The organism is Nocardioides plantarum, from assembly GCF_006346395.1.
GTDB classification, from domain to species: Bacteria; Actinomycetota; Actinomycetes; order Propionibacteriales; family Nocardioidaceae; genus Nocardioides; species Nocardioides plantarum.
The window spans coordinates 1,002,343-1,029,316 of sequence record NZ_VDMS01000001.1 but is presented as its reverse complement, the minus strand read 5'-3'; the positions used below and the strand labels follow the sequence as shown (position 1 = coordinate 1,029,316).

The window sequence follows — 26,974 nt, the reverse complement described above, 5'->3', positions numbered from 1 at the left end:
TTCACCCGGCGTATGCCGGGCCCGATCGTGGGTCAGAGCTTGCGCAGCACGGCCGTGACGACGCCGAGGATCGTGGCGTCGGTGCCGTCGATCGGGTCGAACGCCTCGTTGTGGGGGAGCAGCCAGACCTTGCCGTCCTTGCGCTGCAGGGTCTTGACGGTGGCCTCGCCGTCGATCATCGCCGCGACGATCTCACCGTTGCTGGCGGTCTGCTCCTGGCGGATGACGACGTAGTCGCCGTCGCAGATCGCGGCGTCGACCATCGACTCGCCCGACACCTCGAGCATGAAGAGCTGGCCGTCGCCGACCAGCTGCTGCGGCAGCGGGAAGACGTCGTCGTAGGTCTGCTCGGCCAGGATCGGGCCGCCGGCCGCGATCCGGCCGAGCAGCGGGACCTGGATCGCCGCGACGGCGACATCGCCGATGCCGGTCTCGTCGTACGACGTCTCCTCGGCCTGGCCGAGCGAGCGGCGGGCCGCCATGACGTCGGGGAGGAACACCTCGAGGGCCCGCGGTCGGTTGGGATCGCGCTTGAGGTAGCCCTTCTGCTCGAGCACCCGCAGCTGGTGGGCGACGCTCGAGGTGCTGGTCAGGCCCACCGCCTCGCCGATCTCGCGCATGCTCGGCGGGTAGCCGCGCAGCTCGAGGCTGTCCTTGATGTGGGCCAGCACGCGCTGCTGGCGCGGGGTCAGGCCGGTGGCGTCGGCCGGGCCGTCGGGGAGCTCGGAGACCTTGCTGGTCTTGGACGACTGCTTGGTGGACTGTTTCGTGGACCGCTTGTCGGGCTGCTTGTCGGGCATGGCTCAGGGTCCCACCGGGCGCCGACGATTTCAAACAGGTGTTCGAACGGCGTGTCGCGCGCACGGCTGCGACCATGGGTCATGGCCTCCGCCCCCTCACCGACGTCCTCGCCCCCGCCTGGGTCCGCTCCCACGTCCGCTCCCACGTCCGCCGTCGTCACCGGCGCGGCCCGCGGCATCGGCCGCGCGATCGCCGTGCGCCTGGTCGCCGCCGGGCACCGGGTCGTGATCACCGACGTCGATGCCGAGGCGGTCGCCGCGACGGCCACCCGGATCGGCGCGACCGGGGTGGCCCAGGACGTGCGCGACCCGGCCTCGCACCGGGCGGTCGCCTCGGTCGCGACGGGGTTGGCGCCCCTGGGCGTGTGGGTGAACAACGCCGGCGTCGGCTTCGACGGCGACCTGGCGGCGCTGAGCGACGAGCAGGTGCGCGGGCTGGTCGACGTCAACCTGCTCGGGACGCTGTGGGGGATGCGCGCCGCCCTGGACGCGTTCGGTCCGGTCGGGGCGCCCTCGGGTGCGCTGGTCAACGTGGCCTCGTTGTCGGGGCTCGGCCCGGTGCCCGGGCTGTCGGTGTACGCCGCCACGAAGGCCGCCGTCGTGTCCATCACGACCTCCGTCGCCCTCGAGGCGCCGGCCGGGCTGGGCGTGCATGCGGTGCTGCCCGACGGGGTCGCGACGCAGATGGTCGAGGACATGTCCGACGGCACCGGCAAGCGCCTGGTCAGCTCCGGCGGCCGTCTGCTGACGGTCGAGGAGATCGCCGAGGTGGTGCTCGGCCTGATCGGGTCGCGGCGGGTGCTGCGCACGGTGCCCGCCTGGCGTGGAGCGGCGATGCGCGTCTCGATGCTGGCGCCCTCGCTGGCCTCGGCCGGGATCGCCGTGTTCGAGCGACAGGGCGGTCGGGTCCTGCGTCGGCAGTAGAACACCTGTTCGCCTGAGGGGTTGCGCACGTTCGAACACCTGATCTAGAATCGCTCATGTGTTCGAACCGATCGAACTGTCGGTGGTCACCACTAGACATCAGATCGAGAGCGCACCACTTCCCCAGGAGGCACCCATGAGCACCACGTCCGTCACCGTCCGTCCCGTTGCTGGGCCCGTCGCTGGGCCCGTCTACCGGCTGACCCGTCGCGGACGCCTCGTGGTGCTCGTTCTGGCCTTCCTCGTCCTCGCGGCGATCGGCGTCATGTTCGCCGGCGGATCGATGGCCACCAGTGAGCCCGAGGCCACCGAGACGGTGGTTGTCGAGCCCGGCCAGACCCTGTGGGATATCGCCGCGGCCGCCTCCGACGGTCGCGACGTGCGTGACATGGTCACCCACCTCGTCGATCTCAACGACCTCGACTCGGTCGTCCTCGATGCCGGTCAGAGCCTCGCGGTGCCGGTCGACTGAGGTCCTCAGCTTCGTCCGCCGCCTCGACCCCGGCGGGCGAACCCACAGAGGGCTGCCGGGTGCGGAGTCGAGGGAAGACGACTCCCGCACCTGGCAGCCTCTGTTTCTTTTTCCGACGTCTCTCGTCCCGACTTCCCTGGCGGGTGTCAGCGTGCGGCGCGGCGTCCACCCGGCGGTCTCGGCGGCTCGGTGGGAGGGGTGCCGGGTCCCGGTGGCGCGGTGGGGGAGCCCGGTGTGGCGACGCGGGTGGAGCCCAGCGTGCGCACCGCCCGCACGGCGAGCGCCAGGCCCAGGAACAGACACATGACGGCGCCCACGGCGGCCAGGACCAGGAAGCCCCAGGCGGCCCCGTCCCCGGCGCGGGCGCGGGTGCCGAAGTCGATGGCCGCGCTGACCAGGTAGCCCCAGGCGACCACGGCCGCGGTCACGCCGAGGGCCAGCAGCAGCAGGCGGGGACGCAGTCGGGGCCGCGTCCGTGCGCCTGCTCGCTTCCCCGGGGTCACGCGGCCCATTGTCACCCATGCCCCGGCGGGCCCGACACGCCGTCGGGGCATGGTCCAGACCGGGGCGCGCGGCGGCTGTCCAGGGCTGTGACCTGCGGATTTGTCGATGTCGTGACCGAGGGCCCAACAAACCTGGGGCAATGTCCCGGTTCGGGTTGCGTACCCGTCCGCCGTCGGCGTACTGTCACCACAACATCTAGTAGTTACAACGATGTAGTTATCCACATCTAGTCCACAGCTTGAGGTGGAAGACCCACAGCGCGGCGAGTGTTCTCCCCAGGAAGACCTCGGTTGTCCACAGGCCCACGCACGACCGTCGTCCTCAGGGAGGAGAGCACCATGCACTGTCCCTACTGCCGCGGCACCGACACCAAGGTCCTCGACTCCCGTGTCGCCGACGACGGTGGCTCGATCCGCCGTCGTCGCTCGTGCTCGTCGTGCGAGAAGCGGTTCACCACCGTCGAGCTGATGCAGCTCAGCGTGCTCAAGCGCTCCGGCGCGACCGAGCCCTTCACCCGTGACAAGGCCGTCGCCGGGGTCCGCAAGGCCTGCAAGGGCCGCCCGGTCACCGACGCGCAGCTCGCCTGCCTGGGGCAGGACGTCGAGGACGCCCTGCGCCTGACCGGGGCCGCCGAGGTCCCGGCCCACGAGGTGGGCCTGGCCATCCTGGGCCCGCTGCGGGCCCTCGACGAGGTCGCCTACCTGCGGTTCGCCAGCGTCTACCGCGCCTTCGAGTCGGCCGACGACTTCATCAAGGAGATCGCGTCGATGCACGCCGAGGAGCTCCCGCCCCTCGCCCAGCCCACGGGCTGACACAGACCGCCCGGCAGGTGGTGGGGAAGCCGCCTGCCGGGCGTACCAACGTCGTTTCCCCCCCGCTCCACCCCAGGGCCCCGCAGTCGACCAGGACTGTCGGAGGCTCCCGCAACACTGGACCACGACCACCTCCCCGATCACGGGAACCCCCAAGGAGCACCAAGATGACCGAGACCGTCAACGCCGCCAGCCAGACCAGCGGCGGCACCGGCAAGGGGCTCACCCTCGAGCGGGTCTTCAGCACCCCGGGCGTGCACCCCTACGACGAGCTCACCTGGGAGCGCCGCGACGTCGTCCAGACCAACTGGAAGACCGGCGCCACCGTCTTCGAGCAGCGCGGGGTCGAATACCCCGACACCTGGTCGGTCAACGCCTCGACGATCGTGACGACCAAGTACTTCCGCGGTGCCGTCGGCACCGACGTGCGCGAGTGGAGCCTCAAGCAGCTCATCGACCGGATCGTGGTGACCTACACCAAGGCCGGCGTCGACCACGGCTACTTCGCGACCCCGGCCGACGCCGAGGTCTTCGAGCACGAGCTCACCTGGCTCCTGGTCAACCAGTACTTCTCCTTCAACAGCCCCGTCTGGTTCAACGTCGGCACCCAGTCGCCGCAGCAGGTCTCGGCCTGCTTCATCCTCTCGGTCGACGACTCGATGGACTCGATCCTCAACTGGTACAAGGAAGAGGGCTTCATCTTCAAGGGCGGCTCCGGCGCCGGCCTCAACCTCTCCCGCATCCGCTCGTCCAAGGAGCTGCTCTCCAGCGGCGGCACGGCCTCGGGCCCGGTCTCCTTCATGCGCGGCGCCGACGCCTCGGCCGGCACCATCAAGTCCGGTGGCGCCACGCGCCGTGCGGCCAAGATGGTCGTCCTCGACGTCGACCACCCCGACATCGTGGAGTTCGTCGAGACCAAGGCCAAGGAGGAGGACAAGATCCGCGCCCTGCGCGACGCCGGATTCGACATGGACCTGGGCGGGGTCGACATCACCTCCGTCCAGTACCAGAACGCCAACAACTCGGTGCGTGTCTCCGACGAGTTCATGCGCGCCGTCGAGGACGGCACCGACTTCGCGCTGCGTGGCCGCAAGAACGGCGAGGAGATCGAGCGCGTCGACGCCCGCGACCTGTTCCGCAAGATCAGTGAGGCCGCGTGGGCCTGCGCCGACCCGGGTCTGCAGTACGACGACACCATCAACGACTGGCACACCAACCCCGAGACCGGTCGGATCACCGCGTCCAACCCGTGCTCCGAATACATGTCGCTCGACAACTCCTCGTGCAACCTGGCCTCGCTCAACCTGCTCAAGTTCCTCAAGGACGACGACACCTTCGACGCCGCCCTGTTCGCCAAGGCCGTCGAGTTCATCATCACCGCGATGGACATCTCGATCTGCTTCGCCGACTTCCCGACCGAGCCGATTGGCAAGACCACCCGCGACTACCGCCAGCTCGGCATCGGCTACGCCAACCTCGGCGCGCTGCTGATGGCGATGGGTCTGGGCTACGACTCCGACGGCGGCCGCGCGATGGCGGCGACCATCACCTCGCTGATGACCGGCCAGTCCTACAAGCGCTCGGCCGAGCTCGCCGCGATCGTGGGTCCCTACGCCGGCTACGCCCGCAACGCCGAGGCCCACCAGCGCGTGATGCGCAAGCACCAGGCGGCCAACGACACCATCCGCACCCTCGCGATCGCCGACAGCGGCGTGCACAAGCTCGCCACCCAGGCCTGGGCCGACGTCGTCGAGCTCGGCAAGGCCAATGGCTTCCGCAACGCGCAGGCCTCGGTCCTCGCGCCCACCGGCACCATCGGCTTCATGATGGACTGCGACACCACCGGCATCGAGCCCGACTTCTCGCTGGTCAAGTTCAAGAAGCTGGTCGGCGGCGGCTCGATGCAGATCGTCAACCAGACCATCCCGCGTGCCCTGCGCAAGATGGGCTACCAGCCCGAGCAGGTCGAGGCGATCGTCGCCTTCATCGGCGAGAACGGCCACGTCATCGACGCTCCCGGCCTGCGCCAGGAGCACTACGAGGTCTTCGACACCGCGATGGGCGCCCGGTCGCTCAAGCCGATGGGCCACGTGCGGATGATGGCGGCCTGCCAGCCGTTCCTGTCCGGCGCGATCTCCAAGACGGTCAACCTGCCCGAGAGCGCCACGGTCGCCGAGATCGAGGACGTCTACCTGCAGTCGTGGAAGCTCGGCCTCAAGGCCACTGCGGTCTACCGCGACAACTGCAAGGTCGGCCAGCCCCTCTCCGACGGTGGCGGCACCGCCAAGAAGGACGCCGCCGACGCCGCCGAGGCTGCTGCTGCCGTCGAGACCAAGGTCATCGAGAAGGTCGTCTACGCCCCGACCCGCAAGCGCCTGCCCAAGTCGCGCGCCTCGCGGACCACGTCGTTCACCGTCGGCGGTGCCGAGGGCTACATGACCTCGGGTGCCCACGACGACGGCCAGCTCGGCGAGGTCTTCCTCAAGCTCGGCAAGCAGGGCTCCACCCTGGCCGGCGTGATGGACGCCTTCTCGATCGCGGTCTCCATCGGCCTGCAGTACGGCGTCCCCCTCGAGACCTACGTCTCGAAGTTCACCAACCTGCGCTTCGAGCCGGCCGGCCTCACCGACGACCCCGACGTCCGGATGGCCCAGTCCCTCATGGACTACGTCTTCCGCCGGCTGGCGCTGGACTACCTCGACTTCGACGCCCGCTCCATGCTCGGCATCTACTCGGCCAGCGAGCGCCAGCGTCACCTCGAGACCGGCTCCTACGACCTCCCGCCCGAGGAGACCGGCAACGCCTCGGAGCTCATCGAGTCCGGCGTCACGCTGGTCGAGTCGACCTCGGTGGCCGACCCGGCCGAGACCGACGAGGTCGTCGAGACCAAGGACACCCACGGCGCCGAGCAGCGCGAGATCCCGGCGCAGGTCCACCAGGGCAAGGCCCACACCTCCGCCGAGCTCCTCGAGCAGCTCACCGGCACCGCCGTCGACTCCCCGCTCTGCATGACCTGCGGCACCAAGATGCGCCCCGCCGGCTCCTGCTACGTGTGCGAGGGCTGCGGCTCGACCAGCGGTTGCAGCTGATCTGACGAACCGACAGCGAGGGCCAGACACCGACGGGTGTCTGGCCCTCGCTGTGTTCTGTGCCGTGCGGGTCTTCTCCACCCGCGACTAGCTTCCGCCAGGCCGGCGGGCCAAGCTGCGTGACTGTGACGCTGACCCGCTATCGACGCTTCGTCCGTTCCTCCCCCACCGACGCGGAGAACGCAGAGCTGGAACGGGTCGACGGACTCGCGCAGCGCCTGTCGGCGCACCTCGCCTCGAGCAGCCCGGAGATCGCCCTCGTGCACGTCCACCGTGCGCAGAGCAGAGCGGTGCAGGACATCGTCTCCACGCTCCTCCGGGTCGAGATCGGCTTCGGGGAGGAGGTGGTCATCACGCCGCAGGACGGGTTCGTCACCCGCGCCCGACCCGACTTCTACTTCCGGTTGGCCGAGCAGCGCGGGATCCTGGCCGAGGTGGAGCGGGGTGGGACCACCACCAACAATCACGACCTCAAAGATCTGTGGAAGGCGCACATCGCGCCCGACGCGCAGCACCTGTTCCTCGTCGTCCCGATGGCCAACTGGAACGAAGCGGGACAGGCCCGTGAACGTCCGTTCAATCGAGTGGTGGCGCGCCTGGCCGCCTTCTTCGGTGAACCCCGTCGAGAGGTCGACGTGCTGAGCCTGCACGTGTTCGGTTACGGCGGCGACGTACTCGGGGGGTGACGGAGGCGCTCGAGGCCTGGCGGGGTGTGTCGGACGTCCTATGCAGACCCGGCGCTGGCGTCGTACGGCACAGTGATGGCGTGAGCGACCTGCCGACCCTCGACCTGGCCAACGCGTCCTTCGTGACGCCGCGGCTCGCGGTGGGTGGTGACCTCGACCAGTGGGACGACGAGCTCGCCCACCGCCAGCTCGGGGAGCTGCTGGCCCATGGCGTCACGCACGTGGTCGACGTACGGATCGAGGCCGACGACCAGGCCCTCGTACGACGGCTGAGCGACCGGGTCAGCTACCTGTGGCACGGCATGGACGACGTGGGTCAGCGGGTGCCGCCGGCGTGGTTCGAGACGGCGGTCAGCTGGGTCGAGGAGGCGCTCGAGGACCCGGACGCGGTCGTGCTGAGCCACTGCCACATGGGCATCAACCGCGGGCCGTCACTCGGCTACGCGGTGCTGCTCGCGCAGGGTGTCGACGTCGTCGAGGCGATCGCGCTGATCCGGGCGGCGCGTCCCATCGCGGCCGTCGCGTACGCCGAGGACGCACTGCGCTGGTGGCACCGACGTTCCGGTGCCACCAGCGCGCAGCGGCGGTCGGACCGCGCTCGGCTCAGGGCCTGGCGCGAGGAGAACCCGCTCGACGTCGTACGGATCATCGCCCAGCGGCGACGGGCCGAGGGCGACTGACCTCAGCTGCGGGTCAGCCGCAGTTGTCGCACACCCCGGTCGGCGGGATCGCCATGAAGCAGGTCGGGCACACGTCGGGCTCGGCCTCCTGGCGGGCCTTCTTGCGGCCGCGGCTGAGCACCATGTCGTAGCGCGGGGAGAGCGCGGAGTTGCCGCCGTCGGCGGGCAGGTTGGCGCCGGCCCAGCGGTAGCACTCCATCCGGGCCTCGGCGGCGTGCCGCTCGCGCGCGACCTCGTCCTCGATCGCGGCCTGGCCGGTCACGCGGAGCACCTCGTTGTAGGGCTCACCGACGGTGCCGTTGGTGCGGTGGACGACCAGGGCGGTCAGCGGCGGTCGGCCCTGGGCCACGTCGTCGGCGGCGGCCACGGCCAGGACCCGACCGAGCCAGGTCTGGGGGTTGCTGCGGGTACGGATGCCGGTGTCGGCCTGCAGCCGGGCCGCCAGGTCGGTGTGCGTGATCAGGGCCTGGTAGCCCTTGGCGACCTCGGCGAGGACCTCCGGCACGCGAGCGGCCCAGGCGGCCTCGGCCTCCGCGGCGTCGACGGGAACGGGTCCGGCGGTCTCGCCCGTCTCCTCGCTGTCCGCGTCGTGGTCGAGATCGAGGTCAGGCTCGCGCCAGTGCGCTGAAGTGACAGTCATGGGTCCCGGTCCCGGACAGCGTGAGCGGCACATGGTCGTGCGGCCTCCACGCAGGTCCGTCACCTCAGCCTACGCCGGGACGATCCGCACCGCCCCTTCGCGGCGGGGATCGGCGGCCGCCAGCAGCCGGCCGTCGGCTCGCACCAGGGCGGCACCGACGCCGCCGAAGTACATCGTCGGCTCGGTTTCCTGGCGCACGACCTCGTCGGCGCGACCGGCCCGGTGGACGTGCACGCGCGGGTGCCCGACGGCGTCCTGCAGGCCGACTCCGGCGACGTACCTCGCGAGCACCTGGGTGATCGCGGTCGTGATCCGGTCGGCGCCGGGCGAGCCGATCGCGAGTGTCGAGCCGTCGTCGTGCCGCACGACGGTCGGGGCCATGTTGGACAGCAGTCGGGTGCCCGGGGGGCTGCCGTGCAGGCCGCGTGCGTTGAGCTCCTGCTCGCCAAGGCAGTTGTCGAGCCAGATGCCGGTGCCGGCGGCGATCATCCCGGAGCCGTATCCGGAGGACACCGTGACCGCGCAGGCGAGCCCGTCGGAGTCGACGGCCGAGACGTGGGCGGTCGAGCCCGACTCGGTCAGCCCGCCGAGCGTGCGCAGGTACGCCGACGAGTCGGCCTGCAGGTCGGTGCTGTGGTCCAGCACGTCGAGTCGGTGCCCGAGCACCCGGCGCTGGGCGTCGACCAGACGCGCGGCCGCGTCGGGTGCGTCGGGCGACCAGCCGTCGAGCAGGCGCAGGATCGCGGTCACGACCACGCCGCCGACCGAGGGCGGGGGAGTCGTGGCCAGGGTCCAGGCGCCGAGGCGCGAGGTGAGGGACGGGCGCACCACCGGGCGGTACGCCGCCAGGTCGGCCGGCCCCAGCAGCCCGCCGCGGGCCAGCACGTCACGGCTGATCGCGTCGGCGAGGTCGCCCTCGTGCATCGCCCGGGGGTCCTCGGCGATCTGCTCGAGGGACTCCGCCAGGTCGGGGACGACGAGCAGGTCGGAGGCCAGCGCGGTGCGACTGGCGTCGTCCCAGCCGAAGATGTCGTCGCGCACGTGGTCGAGGTAGTAGCGCGACGCGGACCCGAGCCGGAACCCGCCGCGCGCGACCGCGATCGCGGGGGCCACCACCTCGCGCCAGGGCAGCCGCCCGTCGCGGGCGTGCGCCTCGCCGAACGCCGCGACCGACCCGTGCGTCGCCACGGAGCCCGGGCCGATCGTGATGTCGACCCCGCCGCCGTACTCGGTGGAGACGTCCCAGGTGCGCGCCGCATGCCGTTGCTCCTCGCTCAGGCCGCGGCCGGGGACGTCCATCCAGCCGTCGACGGTGTACGCCGCGGCGTCGCGCGCCGGCTGGACCGTCACGAAGCCACCCGAGCTGAGTGACACGATGCCGACCTCGTTGACCATCGCGACGAGCGCGGCCGCCAGGGCGGCGTCCACGGCGTTGCCGCCGGCGTGCCCGACCTGCTCGGCGGCCTCGGCGGCGACCTCGCTGGGGGCGGCGACGGCGATTCCGCGCCGGGATGACGACATGCGCGAGACCTTAGTGGCGCGAAACCGCAGAGCTTTCACGCTCCCATCCACAGGCTGCGAGCGGCCCGTTGAGCGAGGGTTGCGCAGCGGCGAGCGTCTGCGCCATGACCTCTCGGACCCGTCCCCTTCCCTTTGCCCTCCTGATCCTGGCGCTCGTCGTCGGCGCCCTGACGCTGCTCGTCGCGCCACCCGGCGGCGCACCGCCGGCCACGGCCTCGCCACCGGCGAGCCAGCGCGACGACCGTCCGCTCGACCCGCCGAGTCATCGCCGGGTCGACAAGGACGACTGCCGTCGCATCGACCCCAACCTGGTGCGCGGCGCTTGCCTGCGCTACTCCACGGCACAGGGCAGCGGACTGACCTGGATCGGCACCTACCGGGCGCCCGACGGCCGGATCTTCTTCTGCATCGACTACCTCTACGACTCGCGGCTGCCCCGACGGGCCGAACGGGTGTCGACGGCCTGGCTGGTCAACCAACTGGGCCGCCGCGTCGGCGACCCGGAGGTCGCGGCGCTCAACTACGTCGTCTCGACCTGGGCCGCGCGGGGCTCGACCGGCAGCGACGACCGCGACGCCGCGATCGCGCTGATCGTGCGTGAGGTGATGGGTGACGGCACCCGCCCCGGTGGGCTCGTCGTCTATCCCGGCGGCCTCGAGGTGGGCGAGACCGTGCGGCCGCCGGTCGGTGGCATCGACGCCAGGACCCTCGGTCTGGCGCAGTCGATGTGGCGGGCGGGCTCGGCGTTCCGCGGCCCCTGGCGGCTGCGGGTCGACCTCGTGGGGACCGGCCCGGTCCGGGTCGGCCAGGTGCGCAGCTACCGGGTGGCCGTCAGGTCGGCTGCGGGACGGTCCGTGCCCGGCGTACGCGTGCGGTGGCAGTGCTGGGGGCCGACGACCTGCCCGCGTCCGGTGACGACCGGGACCCGGACGACGGTGGTCCGGCTGCGTCCCACCGACATCGGACGCTTCCGGGTGGTGGCGCGCGTGAGCGGACCCGCGTCCGACGCCGTGCTCTACCGCCAGCGCGGCTGGTCGACGCACGGCGGCTCGACCGCCCGGGCAGCCGGGGTGCAGCGCGGCTGGATCGCGCAGTCCAACACCGCGGTCGCCTCCGTCACCGCCTCGACCCGCGTCGAGAAGGCGCAGCCCGCGATCATGACGAAGACCTCCCACGCCGTGGTGCGGCCCGGCGCCGCCATCCACGACGCCGTCGCCGTCAAGAACCTCCCGCCGGGCTACCGCGGCGTCGTCGTGGCGGAGCTGCACGGACCGTTCGCGAAGCAACCCGGCCCCGGTGACTGCAGCAGGTGGACCCGGGCGGGCCGGGTCAGCAAGCGGGTCACGGTCGACGGCACCTACGACACCCCGTCGGTCGTCGTGCGCGCGGTCGGCTACTACACCTGGGTGCAGCGCCTGCCCGGCGACCTCGACACGCTTCCCGTGACGACGCCGTGCGGGCTGCGCGTCGAGACGACCCGCGTCCTGCCCCGCACTCCCCGCATCACCACGGTCGTCTCCGACCAGCGCGCGGTGGTCGGCGCGCGGATCCACGACACCGTCCGGCTGCGCGGACTCGCAGCCGACGACACGGTCACCGTGCGGTGGCGCCTGCACGGCCCGCTCGCCCCCGCCGCTGGCCGGTCGTGCGCCCGCCTGCGCTGGTCGCGCGCCGCGGTTGCCGGGTCGGGCTCGATGACGGTGACCGGCAGCCGCGACCGCCGGACGCCGTCGGTCGTCGTACGCCGGGCCGGTTGCTACACCTACAGCCAGGAGGTGCTCGCGACCCCGCTCACCGAGGCCGCGACGTCGCCGCCGGGGCTCGCCACCGAGACGTCGCTGGTCGTCCGCCGTACCCCGCACATCACCACCGTCGTCTCGGACCAGCGGGCGCTCGTCGGCGACCGCATCCACGACACCGTCCGGCTCACCGGCCTGGCGTGGAACGACACCGTCACGGTGCGGTGGCGGCTCTACGGGCCCATCGCCCCCGCCTCCAGCCGGTCGTGCGCCGGACTCCGTTGGTCGGGTGCACCGGTCGCCGGATCCGGTGCGACGAGGGTGACCGGCAGCAGGGTCTTCCACACGGCGTCCGTGCTCCTCGAGCGGCCCGGCTGCTACACCTACAGCCAGCGCGCTGTCGCGACGGCGACCACGAACGAGGCGGCCTCGCCGCCGGGACTCACCCGTGAGTCGTCGCTGGTGACCCGACCGGTCACGCCCGTCGTGCCGGAGGTCCCGACCGGTCGCTCGACGTCCGGCCTCGCGCCGCGTGCGGCCGTCGTCATGGCGGCACCGGAGGCGTCGCCGTACGTGCCGCAGCGCCGTGTCGAGCCCCGCTGGCTCGACAGCGACTACCGCCTGCCCGCGTCCCACCGGGCCGAGCCGAGGGCCGGGCGTGGCGGCACGCTCACGGTCAGCCGCGTCGGCATCCGCCTCACGGTCGCCTCGGTCGGTCTCGACGGCGGGGGCGCCATCGCCGTACCCGACCAGCGCAGCCGCATCGGCTGGCTGCGCACCACCGCCGCCCACGGCGACCTGATCGGCGCCTCGGTGCTGTCCGGTCACGTCTCGGGACGGCCGGGGGAGATGGGCGCGCTGCGAGGCGTACGCCGCGGCGACGTCGTGCGCTGGACCAACCCGTCCGGTCGGGTGGAGCGCTTCGAGGTGCGCTCCATGAGGCGCTACCCACGCACCCGGGGAGTGCCGGCTGAGCTGTTCCGGACCAACGGCCAGCGCCTGGTGCACCTGATCACCTGCACCACCCCGCGGCGGATGCCCAACGGACGCCTGCACTACGTCGACAACCTGGTGGTGACGGCGGTGCGGCTGGGCTGAGCCCGACGTACGACGGCTACCCGGTGGGCGTGTCGCCTGCCGGGTAGCCGTCTGCGTCCTCGACGGTGCGGTCGACGAGGGACGTGCTGGCGTGGTCGCGGAGGTAGTGGATCCCGTGGGGGTCGGTCCACAGGAAGAGTCGGGTGTCGAGGCGTCGGTAGGTCCAGGGGGTGTGGGTCTTGAGTCGGTGGTGATGTCGGCACAGGGGAGCGAGGTTGTGCGAGCAGGTCGCCCCGCCCGGGTTTTCCGGGTCGCTGTCCCAGGCATCGATGTGGTCGAGGTCGCAGCGTCGGGAGGGTCGGGTGCAGAAGGGGAACACGCAGGTGGGATGCAGGAGCTGGGTCTGCTCACGTAGCCGGGTGGGGATGGCGTAGGACTCGGTGTGGAGGTCCTCGGCGAGGTCGAGGACGGGCTTGACCACGACGTGGGTGTCGGTGCGGGCCAGCCAGTCGCGGACCTGGGCGGTGAGCATCGCGTGGCGGGTGGTGTCGTTGAGGGCGACGGGGTCCAGGCCGAGCAGGGCCAGGTCGGTCAGGTGCAGGTAGAGCACGGCCTGCTTGGACAGCGTGGGCGCCTCGCGGCCGGCGAGCAGGGCGAGGGCTTGGGCGGGGTCGGCCAGGATCCCCAGGGCGCGGGCGCGGCGTACGTCGAGGTCGGTGTCGTCGCCGGCGGCCTTGAGGGCTGCAGCGACGTGGGTGAGGGTCTGGTGGAGGTCGTGGAGGTCTTTGTAGTCCCCGCGGGCGAACAGCTCGGCGGTGCCGTCGGGTTGGGCGTCACCGTGGAAGCGGACCTCGTGGGACTCGGTGGCGCAGGCTTGGTCGGCCTCGCGGGCCTCGGCGTGCAGCAGGGTCATGGCTCGTTCCACGACCTGGTCCAGGGTGACGGTGCCGATGGTGCCGACCACGGGGGCGATCTGGTCATCGACGTAGGCCACCACATCGGCCGGGGCGGCCAGCACAGCCTCAGCGACCCGACGCGCCCGCCACGCGGGGACCTCACCACCGGTCACACGCGCCCAGGTCCGGGGCAGGCGGTGGTGCAGGATCAACGCGTCACGGATCAGGCGTTTGCCGGCGGCGGTGAACATCTTGTTGGCCGCAGCGAACGCCGCGGGGGCATCCCAGGCCACCGGGGGGATGCCGCACCACTCGACCAGCTCCTCAGCCGCGGGGTCGGTGGGGTCCAACGCCAGAGCGGTGCCGTCGACCTCGCTGTAGGCCACGCCAGTGGCCGTGGTGATCTGCCACCCCTCACCACCCTCGAGGACGGGGTGGGCGTGGGCCCACTCGACCGCGAGCTCCATGATCCGGGCTTCGGCGGCCTCGGCCGCAGCGCGGGCACGGCGGACCTCGTCGAGCAGCAGCGCCGGGGTCACGGCGGTGTCGGCGAGGGCGGCGGGCATGGGTTCATGATACTCGAACACGTGTTCGAACAAAAGACCGTTCGGGCTGTGATGGACGACCGTGGGCTCAGCCGGCTGATCGCAGAACGGCTGCGTGGCGAATGGCTTCTAGCCAGTCCAGATATGCCCGCGAGTCTTCACCGAGCCAGACGTAGCTTCCGAGCCGGTACAGGGCCGGCTGCAGGTCCGTGATGGGGGTGGCGGCGACGAACGCGTCAACGTCCGACACCAGGACACTGATCTCGTCGTCGGACGCGTCAGCCAGGTACTCCTCAAGAGGTGCCTCCAGGCCCTCGAAGTCCTCGTGGAAGTAGGCCCCCATAAGGACTCCCAGTTGTTCATAGGTCTCCACGTGCCCTCCAAGTCCGAAAGCGAACGAACAAACGACTGCGGCTGCGGCTGCGGCTGCTGCTGCCGAGTCAGGGCCCCGCGGAGACCCGGCGGGCGATCTCCTCAAGCCAGCCGCGATAGCCGCCCGGCTCGCCCTCCATGGAGACCGCGCAGTAGTAGGAGTCGAGGAGGGCCTTGACCTCGGCCTCGCTCAGCGTGCCGAGGGCCCGGCTGAGGTCCAGCGTCAACGCACCGGCGTCGGCCCCAGTCGAGTCGTGGAGGTAGAGCTCGAGCGTCTCCCACATTCCCAGCTCGACCCAGTCCTGGTGGTAGTAGGCGCTCATCAGGACCTCTAGTTGCGGAAATGACATGACCTTGCCCTTCTAGTCAATGGCGACGGCGGCAGACGGCGGCAGATAGGGCATCACGCTGAACTTGCTGTGCGCCGTACCGCGATTCGGGTCCGGATCTCCGTCACCCCCGACTCAACGTATGGCCCGGGCAACTCGCCGAGCCGGAGTGCGCTGTCGGACCGCCACGTCTGGCGAGAACCACGCGCCACACCTTGGCTAGGCCGCGAGCGCCGTTGGTACGTAGAGGCACGTCGAGTCAGGTGCGTCGCGGAACGAGCATGAGCAGAGGTATGCCCTTCGGACGATCCGGATCCAAGTCGAAGTCGGGCTCGGTCCCCGCATCGGCGTCCCAGGCTCCGTCCAGGTCTTTGGGCCATACGTTCCACATCAGGCGTGATGGTGTCTTTGCTATGAGGAGCTCGTATACCTCAGCGCTGATCGACTGGATCTCCTGAGGCGTGAGTCCTAGTTCGTACCCGCGGAGAGTCCAAGCAAAATCGTGCATTGGCAGGTAGCCCTGAGACTCGAGCGTCTCCTCCAGGTCGGCGAGCAATTCGTCACGGACTGCCTGAATGTCGATCACAGCAGGGGGTTTCCTTCCAGAGGAACTTTGAACTTCTTACCGTTCTGAGAGACAACCATGTAGTCGCCATGGGTGAGGGCGTCTGGGCGGTTGCCCTTGAGGTAGCCCTGCATCAGACGAATCTGTCGTCCGTCGTGCACCGGGTCCTTGAACATCAAGCCGACGCCGTTCTTGGCCGGCCGCATCTCCCAGTGTTCCAAGACCTCGCGGACGTCTCGCCGCGACAGTCCTTTGAGCGTCCTGGGATCGAACCTCTTCGGGTTCCCGATGTAAGCACGAAGCCGAGCAAGTTGCCCCGGGTCGACTACCGCTGAGTGCCCCCACGACCTGATCGGTGCGACGTTCCGGAACCTGCTCAGCTTGTTCCGCACCCGCACCACCGCCTCCGTGCCGGCTCGCATCGTCGTCGCCGCGCCGGCGCCCGCCAGCCGCACCGCCTCGACGAACGCCTTGAATCGTGGCACCTGCGCGGCGAGCTTGCCGGAGTTGATCCACATCGCGACGGCGTTGGTGCTGCCGCCGGTGACGAAGCCGAGGACGAACCCGGCGGCCTGGATCAGGACGGCGTCGCGGATCAGGTCGCTGACGAGGTCGAGGATCAGCTCGCGCTGGGTCTCCACGGCCGTGGCGTAGTCGTCGCAGACGGTGCCCAGCTGCTCGCAGGCGGTGGCGAGCTCGCGCAGCCCCATCCGCAGCCTGGCGACGGCATCGGTGGCGAGCGGGATCTCGGGGGAGCGCTCCTCCCAGAGCTCGCAGATGGCGTCGCCGGTGAGGTCGACGACGTAGTCGATCTGGCCGGCCGCCTTGCGCCAGGCGTCGGCAGTCGAGCGCAGCCGGTCGACGTCGGCGTCGGGCCAGACGAAGCCCTCGACGTGGTCGAGGATGACGTTGGCCCAGCCGGGCAGGAACGAGGCGTCGCCGCCGAGCGAGGGAGGTGGGTCGAGGGCCACGGCGGTGTACAGGTCGTGGCCCGCGGCGTCCGGCTCGGTCGAGAAGGTGGTGGTAGTCGCGATCGAGGAGAGCTCGGCGCGGTAGTGGTTCTCCAGCGAGCAGTAGGCGAGGCGGCACAGGCTGGCCAGCGCGTCGACCGCGTCGACGAACACGTCGACGACCGTCTCCGCGGCCTCGTCGTACGCCGCCGCGAACTCGTCCGCGAACGACGAGTCACCCGCCATCGCGCCGCCCTCGGCGAGCGCCACGTTGAGGCCGGAGACGGCGGTCGCCGCGAGCCGGTTGGCGTCGCCGAGCATCTGGGAGGCGTTGGTGTAGCCGACGCCGCCGATCTCGAGGTGGGTCACAGCGTCCACATCCGGACGTTGGTGTCGGCGGCCTGGAGGTAGTTGGCGCGCGCGGTCGACGCCACGCGGCGCATGTCGGCCAGGCCCTCGCGCATCAGCGCGAAGCCGGCCTCCCACTCGGCCTGCGCGGTGGCCTGGGCGTCGGCGGTGAGCCCGGACCAGGTGGTCTGCAGTGCGCGCACCCGCGCCGAGACGCGGTCGAGGCCCTCGTCGCAGGCCGCCTCGCACCGCTCGAGCCGGTCGATCGTGTCGAGCAGCCGGTCGAGGTCGACGGCGTACGCGGTCACGAGCGGGCTCCCGTGGACAGCAGCTCCGCGGTGAGCGTGCGGAGCCCAGCGGCCGCGAGCTCGTCCTGCTCGACCTGGTCGGCGTGGCAGGTGCTGATCAGCTCGGCCATCGAGGACAGTGCGGCCAGCACCCGGCCGCACCCGGCCCGCCACTCCTCCCAGCCCTCCCGGTAGGCGGACGCGGCGCGCCCCGACCAGCCGCCGTCGAGCAGCACGTCGACCGCGAGGTCGGTACGCCGTCGTTCGGCGTCGAGCGCGGAGGCGACGTCGCGCAGCTCGGCGACGGTGGAGATCAGGTCGGCGTGGACGAGGTCGAGGGTCATGGCGAGCTCCCGAGTGAGGTCAGCAGGACGCCTTCACCCTGACCGCGAAATCGACCCCGGAGCGGCCCGCGGAGCAATCTGTGGAGAACTTCTCGCTCGTCCACAGCCTGGCCGTCCGCCCTTGCGCCGCCCGCGGTCTCGTGCCTCGGGGTGCCAGACTCGGCTCCATGCCGGACGACTTCGTGATCGCCCGCAACCCCGACGGCGACTCCACGCTGCCCTACCTGCTGCGGATCCCGCTGGGCGAGCGTGGCGTCATCCTCAAGGCTCGCGAGACCTGGCCGCGCACGGCGAAGATCTACTGCCATCGGGTCGAGGAGTGGCCCGAGGACGTCGAGGTGGTCGAGCGGGTGCCGGTGCGCAGCTGCGTCCGGCGCGGCGCCAGCATCGACCTGGTGCTCGACCGGGGCCGCGAGAACCGCAGCCAGCTCGTGATGACGACGATCAAGGGTGGCCGTCAGGCGATCTTCTGGCAGTCGGCCCGCACCACCAAGCAGGCCCGGCCGGCGGGGGCCATCCCGCGCGCCCGCGCCAGCGGGCTCCAGGACCTGGAGATCGTGGTCGACTCCCACGAGCGCTACGCCTACGGGTTCTCCGACCAACAGGCGACCACCGTCAAGGCGGCGCTGGTCGCCGGCGACTACGGCGTCGTCCGCGCGGGTGCGCTGGTCGCGTCCGTCGAGCGCAAGAGCCTCGACGACCTGGTGTCCTCCCTGACCAGCGGCAAGCTGAGATACCAGCTCGCCGATCTCGCCGCCGTACCCCGGGCTGCCGTCGTCGTGGAGGACCGCTACTCCCAGGTGTTGGGGGTCAAGCACGTCCGACCGGCCGTCGTGCTCGAGGGACTGGCCGAGTGCCAGGTCCGATGGCCGCAGGTGCCGATCCACTTCTGCGAGACCCGCAAGCTCGCCCAGGAGTGGACCTACCGCTTCCTGGCCGCGGCGTGGGTCGCAGCCGCCGAGGAGGACCACGGCGTCGCGGCCGTCGCCGACCTCGCCGACGCCCCGCCCCTGACCCCGGCCCCCGCGACCCCGGCCGAGATCCGGGCCTGGGCGGCAGTGCAGGGCTACGTCGTCAGCGACCGCGGCCGTATCCCGCGCGACGTCGCGGCGGCCTACGAAGCGGCGCGTGCGTGACCGACCCCCGCGAGCGGCTCGAGGCCGAGCGCCGTCGTACGACGCGACGCCTGGCCCAGCTGCGCGGCGACTTCGACGAGGTGGTCGAGGCGTCGCGCGACACCAACGCCGACGACGAGCACGACCCCGAGGGGGCGACCATCGCCTTCGAGAGGTCGCAGATCGACACCCTGGTGCGCCTGGCCGACCAGACGCTCACCGACGTGGACGCCGCCCTGGCCCGGCTCGACGCGGGGACCTACGGCACCTGCGAGGTCTGCGGTCGCCCGATCGACCCCGAGCGGCTCGAGGTGCGGCCCACGGCGCGCACCTGCGTCGGCTGCACGCCCCCTCCTCGGTAGGGGGCTACGGGACGACCGGGACGTCGACCCCCACCTCGTCGCCCAACGTCGCGCCGTCGAGGAGCTCGAGGTCGTCGCCGGACCAGAACTTGCCGGGGTCGTAGTAGTTGGAGGGGCGGCGCGAGTCGAGCAGGCGCATGTCCTGGTAGGTCGTCGCCACCACCTCGGCGCAGTAGGTCATCTCGACGCCGGCCTGACGGCGTACCCGGCCACGAGCCCACCGACCGGCCAGCGCCGCCGTCGAGGGGAACGGCGTCCCGTCGAGCCGGGCGATCGTGCGCAGCAGTGCGGCCTCCTGCTCGGCGGTCACTACGGTGTCGAGCTGGCGCAGCCACGCCCGCTGCTCGTAGCGCCCGCACCACTGCACCACCGCCTCGCGCAGGTCGTGCAGCTGGACGCCACGGTGGTGCGTGCCGGTCCACACGTCCTGCAGCCCCTTGCCGAGCTCGGCGTGCCAGAGCAGCGGCGGCAGGTCGTCGAGCACCACGGCCATCCCGACGTGGTTGACCGGGGCGTTGGTGACCATCCGGATAGCGTGGTCGGCAGCCGAGCGCCCGCGGAACAGCCACAGGTCGCCGGTGCGGGTGAGGTCGACGGCGGCGTCGAGCCCGAGGCTGGTCGTCCGGTGGTCCGTCACAGTGAGGAAGTCTGTCGCATGAAGCTCTGGAAGTGGCTCGGCCTGGCCGGGGTGGCGGGTGTCGCCGCCACCGGTGCGGTGATCGCGCGCGACCAGCGCCGTCGTACGCAGGTGACGCCCGACGAGGTCCGGACCCGGCTGCACGAGCGCCTGGCCGAGGCGGACCGGCCCGCTCCGAGGGCCGACGAGGGCTGACGCCGACCGATGAGCACCCACCGCCTCGTCGACGTCCGTACGCCGTCCTCCCCGGCCTGCGCCGTGATCGTGCTGCACGGCGGCGCCTCGCGCCAGCAGCAGATGATGGTCAGCCCCACCCAGCTGTCGGTCCTGCGGATGATCCCGGTCGCCAAGCGCATCGCCCACGCCGGCCACGGCCGCCTGGCCGTGCTCCGCCTGCTCAACTCCTACCGCGGCTGGGACACCCGGCACACCCCGGTCGACGACGCCGCCTGGGCGATCGCCCAGGTCGGCGAGCGCTGGCCGGGGGTGCCGGTCGCGCTCGTCGGGCACTCCCTCGGAGGCCGCGCCGCGCTGCTCGGCGCGGCCCACGACGCGGTCCGCACCGTCGTCGCGCTCAACGCGTGGGTCTATCCCCAGGACGGCGTCGCGCTGCCCGGTCGCTCGGTCCTGTTCGTCCACGGCGACCAGGACCGGATCGCCCGGCCCGAACGCGCCCGCGCGGTCGCCGACCGGCTGGGCCGCTCCGCCGACGTGGAGTTCCGGGTCGTGCCGGGCGGCAAGCACGCGATGCTGCGCCACGGCCGCGCGTTCGAGCAGGCGGCCGCCGACTTCGTGGTCGACCGGCTGTGACCCGCGTCGTCCACCGGTACGCCGGTGGGTCGCGTCGCGCTGTCGGTGGCTCCGGCTAGCGTCGGGTCCGTGGACCTGCGCGACGCCTTCGCCCTGGCCGAGGACCTCCTCGAGCACCACGGCCTGCGTGACTGGAGCGTCGCCTACGACGGCGCCAAGAAGCGGGCCGGCATCTGCCGGTTCGGGCCGCGGGTGCTGGGCCTCAGCGCGCCCCTGACGACGCTGCACTCCGAGGACGAGGTGCGCGACACGGTCCTGCACGAGATCGCCCACGCCCTCGCCGGCCCCCAGCACGGCCACGACGAGGTCTGGCGCTCGATCGCGGTCCGCATCGGCAGCAGCGGCGCACGGTGCGTGTCGCCCGACTCGCCCCGGGTCGAGCCGCCGTGGCTCGGCACCTGCCCGGCCGGCCACACCTCGGGGCGCCACCGCCGTCCCGAGCGGGTGACGACGTGCGGCGAGTGCCTGCCCACCTTCGACCTGTCCCACCTGCTCACCTGGACCCACCACGGCCGCCCCGCCGTGATGCACCCCAACTACGAGGCCGAGCTCGCGCGGCTCCGCGCCGGCCGTGGCCTGACCGTCCACCGCGTCGGCACCCGGCTGCGCATCACCGCGCCCGGCGACTTCGAGGGCAAGGTCGGCAAGGTGGTCAAGCTGGGTCGCACGAGCTACCACCTGCGCGCCGGCCGCACCCTGGTCCGGGTCCCGTTCGCCCTCGCCGAACGCGCCTGACCCCCCTCCTGACCCCTACAGGGCGTAGAGGTAGCGGCTGGTCGGCACCAGGTCGAGGTCGCGGTCGGCCCCGAAGCGGGCCACGCTGGTCATCAGCCGCGTCATCCGGTCGCTGAGCTCGGCGGCGTCGCCGCCGCTGCCGAAGAAGGCGTGGACGTCGTCGATGGCGGCCGACAGGAACAGCTCCTCGACCAGCGCGTCGACCGGGGCGAACCCGTCGGGCAGGTCGGTGATCGGCGCGACCACGACGTTCTGCAGGTAGCCGAAGGTCCCCTGGGTCGCGATGGCGACCGGGGTGTGGTCGACCAGCCAGGTGTGCCGCCACTCCTCGGCGGACAGGTCGGCGGGGCGGCGCAGGATCGCGACGTTGGCCAGCGCGTCGACGCGGGAGCCGTCCCAGGCCTCCGGCGGGTCGAGGGGCCGGCGCTCCTCGACCTCCCAGCCGGCCACGAGCGCGACCGCGGCCAGGGCCGCCGTCACCACGGGTGCCGTGTCGGCGCTGCCGACCCACACGCTCACCACCGCCCGCACGGGGCCGAGCGAGGCGGGTCCGGTCGGGATCCGCATGGCCTCGGCGACCGGCTCGTCGTCGACGTTGACCTGCAGGCGGGTCGCCCCGGCTGCGGCGAGGGCGGCGTGCAGGTCGCTGGAGTGCAGCGCGGGGGCATCGCCGTCCCAGACGGCGTACATCAGCTTGCTGGTCACGTCAGACCGACCGGTAGACCTCGACGGTCCGCTCGGCGATCGTCTCCCAGCTGAACGACGCGATCGCCCGCTCGCGGCCGGCCCGCCCGTAGGCCGCCGCCCGGTCGGGGTCGGTGACCAGCGAGGTCAGGGCCTCGGCGAAGTCGGCGACGTAGCGCTCGGGGTCCAGCGGCGTCCCGGTGCCGTCGGTGGCCTGCTCGATCGGGACCAGCACCCCGGTCTCGCCCGGTACGACGACCTCGGGGATGCCGCCGGTGGCGGTGGCGACGACCGCGGTCTCGCACGCCATCGCCTCGAGGTTGACGATGCCGAGCGGCTCGTAGACCGACGGGCAGGCGAAGACCGTCGCCGCGGTCAGCAGCGCGATCACGTCAGCGCGCGGCAGCATCTCGGCGATCCACACGACCCCGGTCCGCGTCGCGGCGAGCGACTCGACGAGCCCGCGCACCTCGGCCTCGATCTCGGGGGTGTCGGGGGCTCCTGCGCAGAGCACGACCTGCACCTCGGGCGGCAGCGCGGCGACCGAGCGCAGGAAGAGCGGCAGCCCCTTCTGGCGCGTGATGCGGCCGACGAACACCACCGACGGCCGGTCGGGGTCGACGCCGAGCTCACGCACCCGGTCGGGCGCGGCGCGCGGCCGCCACAGCTCGGTGTCGATGCCGTTGTGGACGACCTGGACCTTGGCCGGGTCGATCGACGGGTACGACGCCAGCACGTCGTCGCGCATCGCGGCGGAGACCGCGATCACCGCCGCGGCCGCCTCGTACGACGTCCGCTCGGCCCAGGAGGACAGGGCGTAGCCGCCGCCGAGCTGCTCGGCCTTCCACGGCCGCATCGGCTCGAGCGAGTGGGCGCTGACGACGTGGGGCACGCCGTGGAGCAGCCCCGCGAGGTGACCGGCGAGGTTGGCGTACCACGTGTGGGAGTGCACGAGGTCGGTGCCGGCGCAGGCGTCGGCGATGGCGAGGTCGACCCCGAAGGTGCGCAGCGCCGGGTTGGCGGCGGCGAGCTCGGGCAGATCGGCGTACGACGACGTCCCGGCCTCGTCGCGCGGCCCGCCGAACGCGTGGACCCGCGTCTCTACGTCGCGGTCGGCCGGCAACGAGCGCAGCGCCCGGACCAGCTCGGCCACGTGCACCCCGGCGCCGCCGTAGATGGACGGCGGGTACTCCTTGCTCAGCACGTCGACCCTCATGGTCCACAACCTAGTGCCCCGCCGAACATGGGTAACGTTGCTCACATGAGCGCCCGCAAGAAGGTCCTGGCCATCGTCCTCGCCGGCGGCGAGGGCAAGCGCCTGATGCCGCTGACGGCCGACCGGGCGAAGCCGGCGGTGCCGTTCGCCGGCATCTACCGGCTCATCGACTACGCCCTGTCCAACGTGGTCAACTCCGGCTACCTGCAGATCGTCGTGCTGACGCAGTACAAGTCCCACAGCCTCGACCGGCACGTCACGCAGACCTGGCGGATGTCGACGATGCTCGGCAACTACGTGACGCCGGTGCCGGCCCAGCAGCGCGTCGGCAAGAACTGGTACCTCGGCAGCGCCGACGCGATCTACCAGTCGCTCAACCTGATCAAGGACGAGAAGCCCGACATCGTGGTGGTGGTCGGGGCCGACCACGTCTACCGGATGGACTTCTCCCAGATGGTCGCCCAGCACGTCGAGTCCGGCGCCGCCGCGACCGTCGCGGCCATCCGCCAGCCGATCGGCCTGGCCGACCAGTTCGGGGTCATCGACGTCAAGCCCGAGTCGCCGCGACAGATCCGGGAGTTCCTCGAGAAGCCCAAGAACCCGATCGGCCTGCCCGACAGCCCCGGCGAGGTGCTCGCCTCGATGGGCAACTACGTGTTCGACGCCGACGCGCTCGTCGAGGCCGTCACCCGCGACGCGACAACCGACGGGTCCAAGCACGACATGGGGGGCGACATCATCCCCGCCTTCGTCCGACGCGACCTCGCGGGCGTCTACGACTTCAAGGACAACGACGTCGCCGGGTCCAACGACCGCGACCGCGACTACTGGCGTGACGTCGGCACGCTCAACTCCTACTACGACGCCCACATGGACGTCGTCTCGCCGCTGCCCGTCTTCAACCTCTACAACTTCCAGTGGCCGATCTACACCTCCTACGGCCCGCAGCCGCCGGCCAAGGTCGGGGCCGGTGCCGGCACCGCCGCCCTCGTCGACGACGCCGTGCTCTCGCCCGGGGTCGTCGTCAGTGGCGCGACCGTCCTGCGCTCGGTCCTCTCGCCCGCGGTCTACGTCGCCCCCGGCGCGACCATCGACGGCGCGGTCCTGATGAGCGGCGTCCGCGTCGGTGCCGGCGCGACGATCCGCAACGCCATCCTCGACAAGAACGTCGTGGTCCCGGCCGGCGCCAGGATCGGCGTCGACCTCGACGAGGACCGCGCCCATGGCTTCCTGGTCGAGGACGGCCTCACGGTCCTGGGCAAGGACCAGCACTTCCCGACCTGATCTCGACAGGCTCGACCACCGACTCTCGGCGGTCGAGCCTGCGGAGACCGACAAGCTCGATCACCGGCTCTCGGCGGTCGAGCCTGTCGAGACCCGTCAGGCCAGCACACCCGCGGCCCGTGCCGGCTCGGCGTACGCCGCCGCGAGCGTCGCGACGGTCTCGTGGGCGTTGAGCCCGCTCGGGTTGGGCACCACCCACAGCTCCGCGCCGCCGAGCGGCTCCGGCTGGCGCCCCATCACGGCCTTGCGTCGCCCGAACGCCACCCGGTACGCCGTCACCCCGGCCACCGCGACGACGGCGGGACCCGTCCGCTCGACGAGCGCGACCAGCGCCGCCCCGCCCGCGCGGACCTCGTCGTCGGTGAGCTCGGACGCCTTGGCGGTCGCGCGGGGCGCCACGTTGGTGATGCCGAGGCCCCGCGCGCGGACGTAGGCACGGTCGTCGTCGGTCATGCCGGCCGAGGGATCGATGCGCCGCTCGAGGATCCCCGCCTCGAGCAGCGCCGGGTAGAACCGGTTGCCCGGGTAGGCGAAGTGCGTGGCGGTCGCCGCGGTCCACAGCCCCGGGTTGATCCCCACGAACAGCAGCCGCAGCGGCGTCCCGGGCGGGGGCAGCAGGTCGGGCACGACCGCATCGCGGAACGACTCCAGCTCGGCACGCGTGAACCCCACGGCCCCACTCTGCCTCAGCGCGGATCGGCGCTCCTCAGCGCTCATCAGCCGCCGGAACCACGGCGGTCCCAGTAGCGTCGGACCACCATGCGACGACTTCTCGGTGCCCTGCTCCTGACCGTCCTGACGGTGATGCTCGCCGGCTGCGGTGAGGACGCGCCGCCGACCGCCTCCGACCCGGCCCCGACGACGTCGAGCACCTCCCCGTCCGCGCCCACGACCTCGGACCTGCCGACGATGCCCGACCCCGACCCCGACCCCGACGACCCGTCCGAGCCACCCACCAAGAGCCCCCCGCTCATCCCGGGTGGCGCGCCGTTCGAGCTGCTCGAGATCGTCAGCGGCGCCGCGGGGCGCGGCGGGGTCTCCGACCAGGCGGTCGAGATCACCTCGACGGCGCAGGTCGACGCGTTCGTCGCGCCCTTCTCCGACGCGCTCGCCGACGACGTCCGCAGCGCCGTCGCGGCCCACCCCGTCGCCGCCGGTCGGACCCGGTACGCCGCCGTCGTGGGTCTCGGGTGCGACGTACCGCCCGGGGTCGACGTGAGCCGGTCGGGGGAGGGCTACGCCATCACCGGCCTCAAGGTGGCGGACCCCAAGCAGGAATGCGTCGTCGCGGTGACGTCGGTGGCGCTGGTCGCGATCGACGACTGAGGGCTACCGAGGGCCTACCGGGGCTTCCGGTACCTGATCTCGATCGCGTTGGCGACGGGTCGGGCGTGGCCGTCGGACGGCGAGTTCATCACCTTCAGCACCTTGCCGCGCTTGGCGACGAGCTGGCTGGAGCCACCGCCGTCGAGGTTGAGCGCGTCGTCGGCGCCGAGGTCGGCCATCTCGTCGGCCAGCTCGGCCATCGTGTAGCCGCGGCTGTCGGACCGACGGCCGTCGACCACGAGCAGCAGCAGGGTCTTGGTGTCGCGGTCGATGCCGATGGCGGTGCGGGGGTGCATCTGGGCGTCGTCCAAGGGCTGCAGGATGCCGTGGCGCAGCAGGAACTTGTTGCCGCCGATCGCCATCCGCGGGTCGCCCTCGGCGCCCGACAGGACGTCGGTGCGCGTCCCCACCTTGATCTTGGCCAGAGCGCGAGCGCCCTTGCCACGACCCACGAGGAGGGTGCCGTGGAACGCGTTGCCGCGGGGGAGCCGGTAGGAGTTCCGCACGACCCGGTGCCGGTAGACCTGCAGGTAGCGCACGCCCTTGCGCTGCCCGCCGGTCCACTCGGTGCCCGAGGCCCTGCCCCAGGCCGGGGTGTAGGCGCCGACGTGGTCGGGGTCGACGACCGGGCCGTTGAGCGAGGAGACCTTGAGCCTGGGGTAGTTGCGCACCCGGGTCCTGGTGGAGACCAGGCCGATGGCGGGCCACCCGGAGCTCGTGAACGAGAACGCGCCGTTCCAGCCGGAGACCCGACCGTTGAGCAGGCCGCGGTCGAGGTCGCGGCCCACGCCGCGCGGGGCGCCGGACCCGCTGATGTCGAAGAAGTCGCCGTTGACCCCGGCCACCGCACCCGCCGCCGCGTCGGCCTTCAGCATCGTGGCGACCGGCGCCGTCGCCGCGACGCTGCCCGGGTTGGCGTAGTCGACGCTCAGCCCCGGGGTCTGCCACTTGACCGTCATCAGGGAGAGCTCGTTGGGTCCACGCGAGGACGACTGGTCCCACTGGACGATGTCGACGCCCGGCACGACGTTGACCCGCTTGATGTTGCTGTCGGTGCGGTCCTGCCGTTGCCGGGCGGACACCTTCGCCGCGATCGGGCCGACGACGCCGTCACTCGTCTGGGCCTCGTGGGGATCGACCGGGGCGACCGGCGACGCCGGGTCGGCGCTCGCCGTGGACCCCACGAGGGGAGCCGTCAGGGTGAGCAGGCCGGCGAGGACGACGGAGGGGAGGGGCCGCACCGGATCAGGGTAGGCACGATGGG

30 protein-coding genes are annotated in these 26,974 nt (G+C 71.9%); 14 read left to right on the top strand and 16 right to left on the bottom strand.

What is annotated here, in order from left to right; genetic code table 11:
• Positions 1-32: 32 nt before the first annotated feature.
• Complete coding sequence (gene lexA / locus FJQ56_RS04790; RefSeq protein ID WP_140008018.1) at positions 33-800, bottom strand: transcriptional repressor LexA; 768 nt, start codon at positions 798-800, stop codon at positions 33-35.
• Between the two features lie 81 nt (positions 801-881).
• On the opposite strand from lexA, the gene FJQ56_RS04785 reads away from it, so the two are divergent.
• Both FJQ56_RS04785 and FJQ56_RS04780 read left to right on the top strand, forming a co-directional pair.
• A complete protein-coding gene (locus FJQ56_RS04785; RefSeq protein ID WP_140008017.1) occupies positions 882-1,724 on the top strand; it encodes an SDR family oxidoreductase in 843 nt (280 codons plus the stop codon).
• 136 nt (positions 1,725-1,860) lie between these two features.
• Positions 1,861-2,196 carry a LysM peptidoglycan-binding domain-containing protein gene (locus tag FJQ56_RS04780; RefSeq protein ID WP_140008016.1) on the top strand — a complete coding sequence of 112 codons (336 nt, stop codon included), beginning with the start codon at positions 1,861-1,863 and terminating at the stop codon, positions 2,194-2,196.
• A 146-nt stretch (positions 2,197-2,342) separates the two neighbouring features.
• Here the strand turns inward: FJQ56_RS04780 and FJQ56_RS04775 are convergent, their stop codons facing one another.
• Entirely contained in the window at positions 2,343-2,699 is a 357-nt protein-coding gene (locus tag FJQ56_RS04775; protein WP_140008015.1) for a hypothetical protein, read from the bottom strand.
• A gap of 339 nt (positions 2,700-3,038) precedes the next feature.
• On the opposite strand from FJQ56_RS04775, the gene nrdR reads away from it, so the two are divergent.
• From nrdR to FJQ56_RS04755, 4 genes are all read left to right on the top strand, one after another.
• Complete coding sequence (nrdR, locus tag FJQ56_RS04770; protein ID WP_140008014.1) at positions 3,039-3,512, top strand: transcriptional regulator NrdR; 474 nt, start codon at positions 3,039-3,041, stop codon at positions 3,510-3,512.
• Positions 3,513-3,679: 167 nt separating this feature from the next.
• The gene (locus FJQ56_RS04765; RefSeq protein ID WP_140008013.1) at positions 3,680-6,601 is read left to right on the top strand and encodes a vitamin B12-dependent ribonucleotide reductase; all 2,922 of its coding nucleotides are present in this window, start codon (positions 3,680-3,682) and stop codon (positions 6,599-6,601) included.
• Positions 6,602-6,726: 125 nt separating this feature from the next.
• Positions 6,727-7,287, top strand: a complete 561-nt coding sequence (locus FJQ56_RS04760; RefSeq protein ID WP_211350752.1) for a hypothetical protein — start codon at positions 6,727-6,729, stop codon at positions 7,285-7,287.
• A gap of 80 nt (positions 7,288-7,367) precedes the next feature.
• A complete protein-coding gene (locus FJQ56_RS04755; protein ID WP_170215257.1) occupies positions 7,368-7,967 on the top strand; it encodes a dual specificity protein phosphatase family protein in 600 nt (199 codons plus the stop codon).
• 13 nt (positions 7,968-7,980) lie between these two features.
• Here the strand turns inward: FJQ56_RS04755 and FJQ56_RS04750 are convergent, their stop codons facing one another.
• Entirely contained in the window at positions 7,981-8,607 is a 627-nt protein-coding gene (locus FJQ56_RS04750; RefSeq protein WP_140008011.1) for a hypothetical protein, read from the bottom strand.
• Between the two features lie 69 nt (positions 8,608-8,676).
• The gene (locus FJQ56_RS04745) at positions 8,677-10,128 is read right to left on the bottom strand and encodes a gamma-glutamyltransferase (protein WP_140008010.1); all 1,452 of its coding nucleotides are present in this window, start codon (positions 10,126-10,128) and stop codon (positions 8,677-8,679) included.
• A gap of 104 nt (positions 10,129-10,232) precedes the next feature.
• Here FJQ56_RS04745 and FJQ56_RS04740 point away from each other — a divergent pair, with 104 nt between their 5' ends.
• Positions 10,233-12,965 (top strand): class F sortase, encoded by a 2,733-nt coding sequence (locus FJQ56_RS04740; RefSeq protein WP_140008009.1) that lies wholly within the window; start codon positions 10,233-10,235, stop codon positions 12,963-12,965.
• 16 nt (positions 12,966-12,981) lie between these two features.
• On the opposite strand, the gene FJQ56_RS04735 is transcribed toward FJQ56_RS04740, so the two are convergent.
• From FJQ56_RS04735 to FJQ56_RS04705, 7 genes are all read right to left on the bottom strand, one after another.
• On the bottom strand, positions 12,982-14,367 hold the full coding sequence (locus FJQ56_RS04735) for an HNH endonuclease signature motif containing protein (protein ID WP_140008008.1): 1,386 nt from the start codon (positions 14,365-14,367) through the stop codon (positions 12,982-12,984).
• Between the two features lie 67 nt (positions 14,368-14,434).
• Positions 14,435-14,719, bottom strand: a complete 285-nt coding sequence (locus FJQ56_RS04730) for a contact-dependent growth inhibition system immunity protein (RefSeq protein WP_140008007.1) — start codon at positions 14,717-14,719, stop codon at positions 14,435-14,437.
• A gap of 67 nt (positions 14,720-14,786) precedes the next feature.
• Entirely contained in the window at positions 14,787-15,068 is a 282-nt protein-coding gene (locus tag FJQ56_RS04725) for a contact-dependent growth inhibition system immunity protein (RefSeq protein WP_281284656.1), read from the bottom strand.
• Between the two features lie 238 nt (positions 15,069-15,306).
• Entirely contained in the window at positions 15,307-15,633 is a 327-nt protein-coding gene (locus FJQ56_RS04720; protein WP_140008005.1) for a hypothetical protein, read from the bottom strand.
• Positions 15,630-16,940 carry a WXG100-like domain-containing protein gene (locus tag FJQ56_RS04715; protein WP_140008004.1) on the bottom strand — a complete coding sequence of 437 codons (1,311 nt, stop codon included), beginning with the start codon at positions 16,938-16,940 and terminating at the stop codon, positions 15,630-15,632. Before FJQ56_RS04715 ends, FJQ56_RS04720 begins: the two co-directional genes overlap by 4 nt.
• Positions 16,928-17,218, bottom strand: a complete 291-nt coding sequence (locus FJQ56_RS22005; RefSeq protein WP_170215256.1) for a WXG100 family type VII secretion target — start codon at positions 17,216-17,218, stop codon at positions 16,928-16,930. Before FJQ56_RS22005 ends, FJQ56_RS04715 begins: the two co-directional genes overlap by 13 nt.
• Positions 17,215-17,541, bottom strand: a complete 327-nt coding sequence (locus FJQ56_RS04705) for a WXG100 family type VII secretion target (protein WP_140008002.1) — start codon at positions 17,539-17,541, stop codon at positions 17,215-17,217. The genes FJQ56_RS22005 and FJQ56_RS04705 overlap by 4 nt, the downstream gene beginning before the upstream one ends.
• Before the next feature lie 167 nt (positions 17,542-17,708).
• On the opposite strand from FJQ56_RS04705, the gene FJQ56_RS04700 reads away from it, so the two are divergent.
• Complete coding sequence (locus tag FJQ56_RS04700; RefSeq protein ID WP_140008001.1) at positions 17,709-18,677, top strand: ERCC4 domain-containing protein; 969 nt, start codon at positions 17,709-17,711, stop codon at positions 18,675-18,677.
• Positions 18,674-19,018, top strand: coding sequence for a TraR/DksA family transcriptional regulator (locus FJQ56_RS04695; RefSeq protein ID WP_140008000.1), 345 nt, complete (start codon positions 18,674-18,676; stop codon positions 19,016-19,018). Before FJQ56_RS04700 ends, FJQ56_RS04695 begins: the two co-directional genes overlap by 4 nt.
• A 4-nt stretch (positions 19,019-19,022) precedes the next feature.
• Here FJQ56_RS04695 and FJQ56_RS04690 read toward each other — a convergent pair whose 3' ends face one another.
• Positions 19,023-19,655 (bottom strand): C40 family peptidase, encoded by a 633-nt coding sequence (locus FJQ56_RS04690; RefSeq protein WP_140007999.1) that lies wholly within the window; start codon positions 19,653-19,655, stop codon positions 19,023-19,025.
• Between the two features lie 18 nt (positions 19,656-19,673).
• Here FJQ56_RS04690 and FJQ56_RS22000 point away from each other — a divergent pair, with 18 nt between their 5' ends.
• The 3 genes from FJQ56_RS22000 to FJQ56_RS04680 all read left to right on the top strand — a co-directional run bounded on the left by FJQ56_RS22000 (position 19,674) and on the right by FJQ56_RS04680 (position 21,200).
• Complete coding sequence (locus FJQ56_RS22000; protein WP_170215255.1) at positions 19,674-19,850, top strand: hypothetical protein; 177 nt, start codon at positions 19,674-19,676, stop codon at positions 19,848-19,850.
• 9 nt (positions 19,851-19,859) lie between these two features.
• Complete coding sequence (locus FJQ56_RS04685) at positions 19,860-20,465, top strand: serine aminopeptidase domain-containing protein (protein ID WP_140007998.1); 606 nt, start codon at positions 19,860-19,862, stop codon at positions 20,463-20,465.
• A gap of 69 nt (positions 20,466-20,534) precedes the next feature.
• The gene (locus FJQ56_RS04680) at positions 20,535-21,200 is read left to right on the top strand and encodes a SprT-like domain-containing protein (protein WP_140007997.1); all 666 of its coding nucleotides are present in this window, start codon (positions 20,535-20,537) and stop codon (positions 21,198-21,200) included.
• A gap of 15 nt (positions 21,201-21,215) precedes the next feature.
• Here FJQ56_RS04680 and FJQ56_RS04675 read toward each other — a convergent pair whose 3' ends face one another.
• Both FJQ56_RS04675 and glgA read right to left on the bottom strand, forming a co-directional pair.
• A complete protein-coding gene (locus FJQ56_RS04675) occupies positions 21,216-21,905 on the bottom strand; it encodes an EthD domain-containing protein (RefSeq protein WP_246083991.1) in 690 nt (229 codons plus the stop codon).
• A gap of 1 nt (position 21,906) precedes the next feature.
• Positions 21,907-23,100 carry a glycogen synthase gene (gene glgA, locus FJQ56_RS04670; protein WP_140007996.1) on the bottom strand — a complete coding sequence of 398 codons (1,194 nt, stop codon included), beginning with the start codon at positions 23,098-23,100 and terminating at the stop codon, positions 21,907-21,909.
• 45 nt (positions 23,101-23,145) lie between these two features.
• On the opposite strand from glgA, the gene glgC reads away from it, so the two are divergent.
• Entirely contained in the window at positions 23,146-24,384 is a 1,239-nt protein-coding gene (gene glgC, locus FJQ56_RS04665; protein ID WP_140007995.1) for a glucose-1-phosphate adenylyltransferase, read from the top strand.
• A gap of 96 nt (positions 24,385-24,480) precedes the next feature.
• Here glgC and FJQ56_RS04660 read toward each other — a convergent pair whose 3' ends face one another.
• Positions 24,481-25,056 carry a mismatch-specific DNA-glycosylase gene (locus FJQ56_RS04660; protein ID WP_246083990.1) on the bottom strand — a complete coding sequence of 192 codons (576 nt, stop codon included), beginning with the start codon at positions 25,054-25,056 and terminating at the stop codon, positions 24,481-24,483.
• 87 nt (positions 25,057-25,143) lie between these two features.
• Between FJQ56_RS04660 and FJQ56_RS04655 the strand changes: the two genes are divergently transcribed.
• Complete coding sequence (locus tag FJQ56_RS04655; RefSeq protein ID WP_140007993.1) at positions 25,144-25,710, top strand: hypothetical protein; 567 nt, start codon at positions 25,144-25,146, stop codon at positions 25,708-25,710.
• 14 nt (positions 25,711-25,724) lie between these two features.
• Here the strand turns inward: FJQ56_RS04655 and FJQ56_RS04650 are convergent, their stop codons facing one another.
• Entirely contained in the window at positions 25,725-26,951 is a 1,227-nt protein-coding gene (locus tag FJQ56_RS04650) for a phosphodiester glycosidase family protein (protein ID WP_140007992.1), read from the bottom strand.
• Between the last annotated feature and the right edge of the window lie 23 nt (positions 26,952-26,974).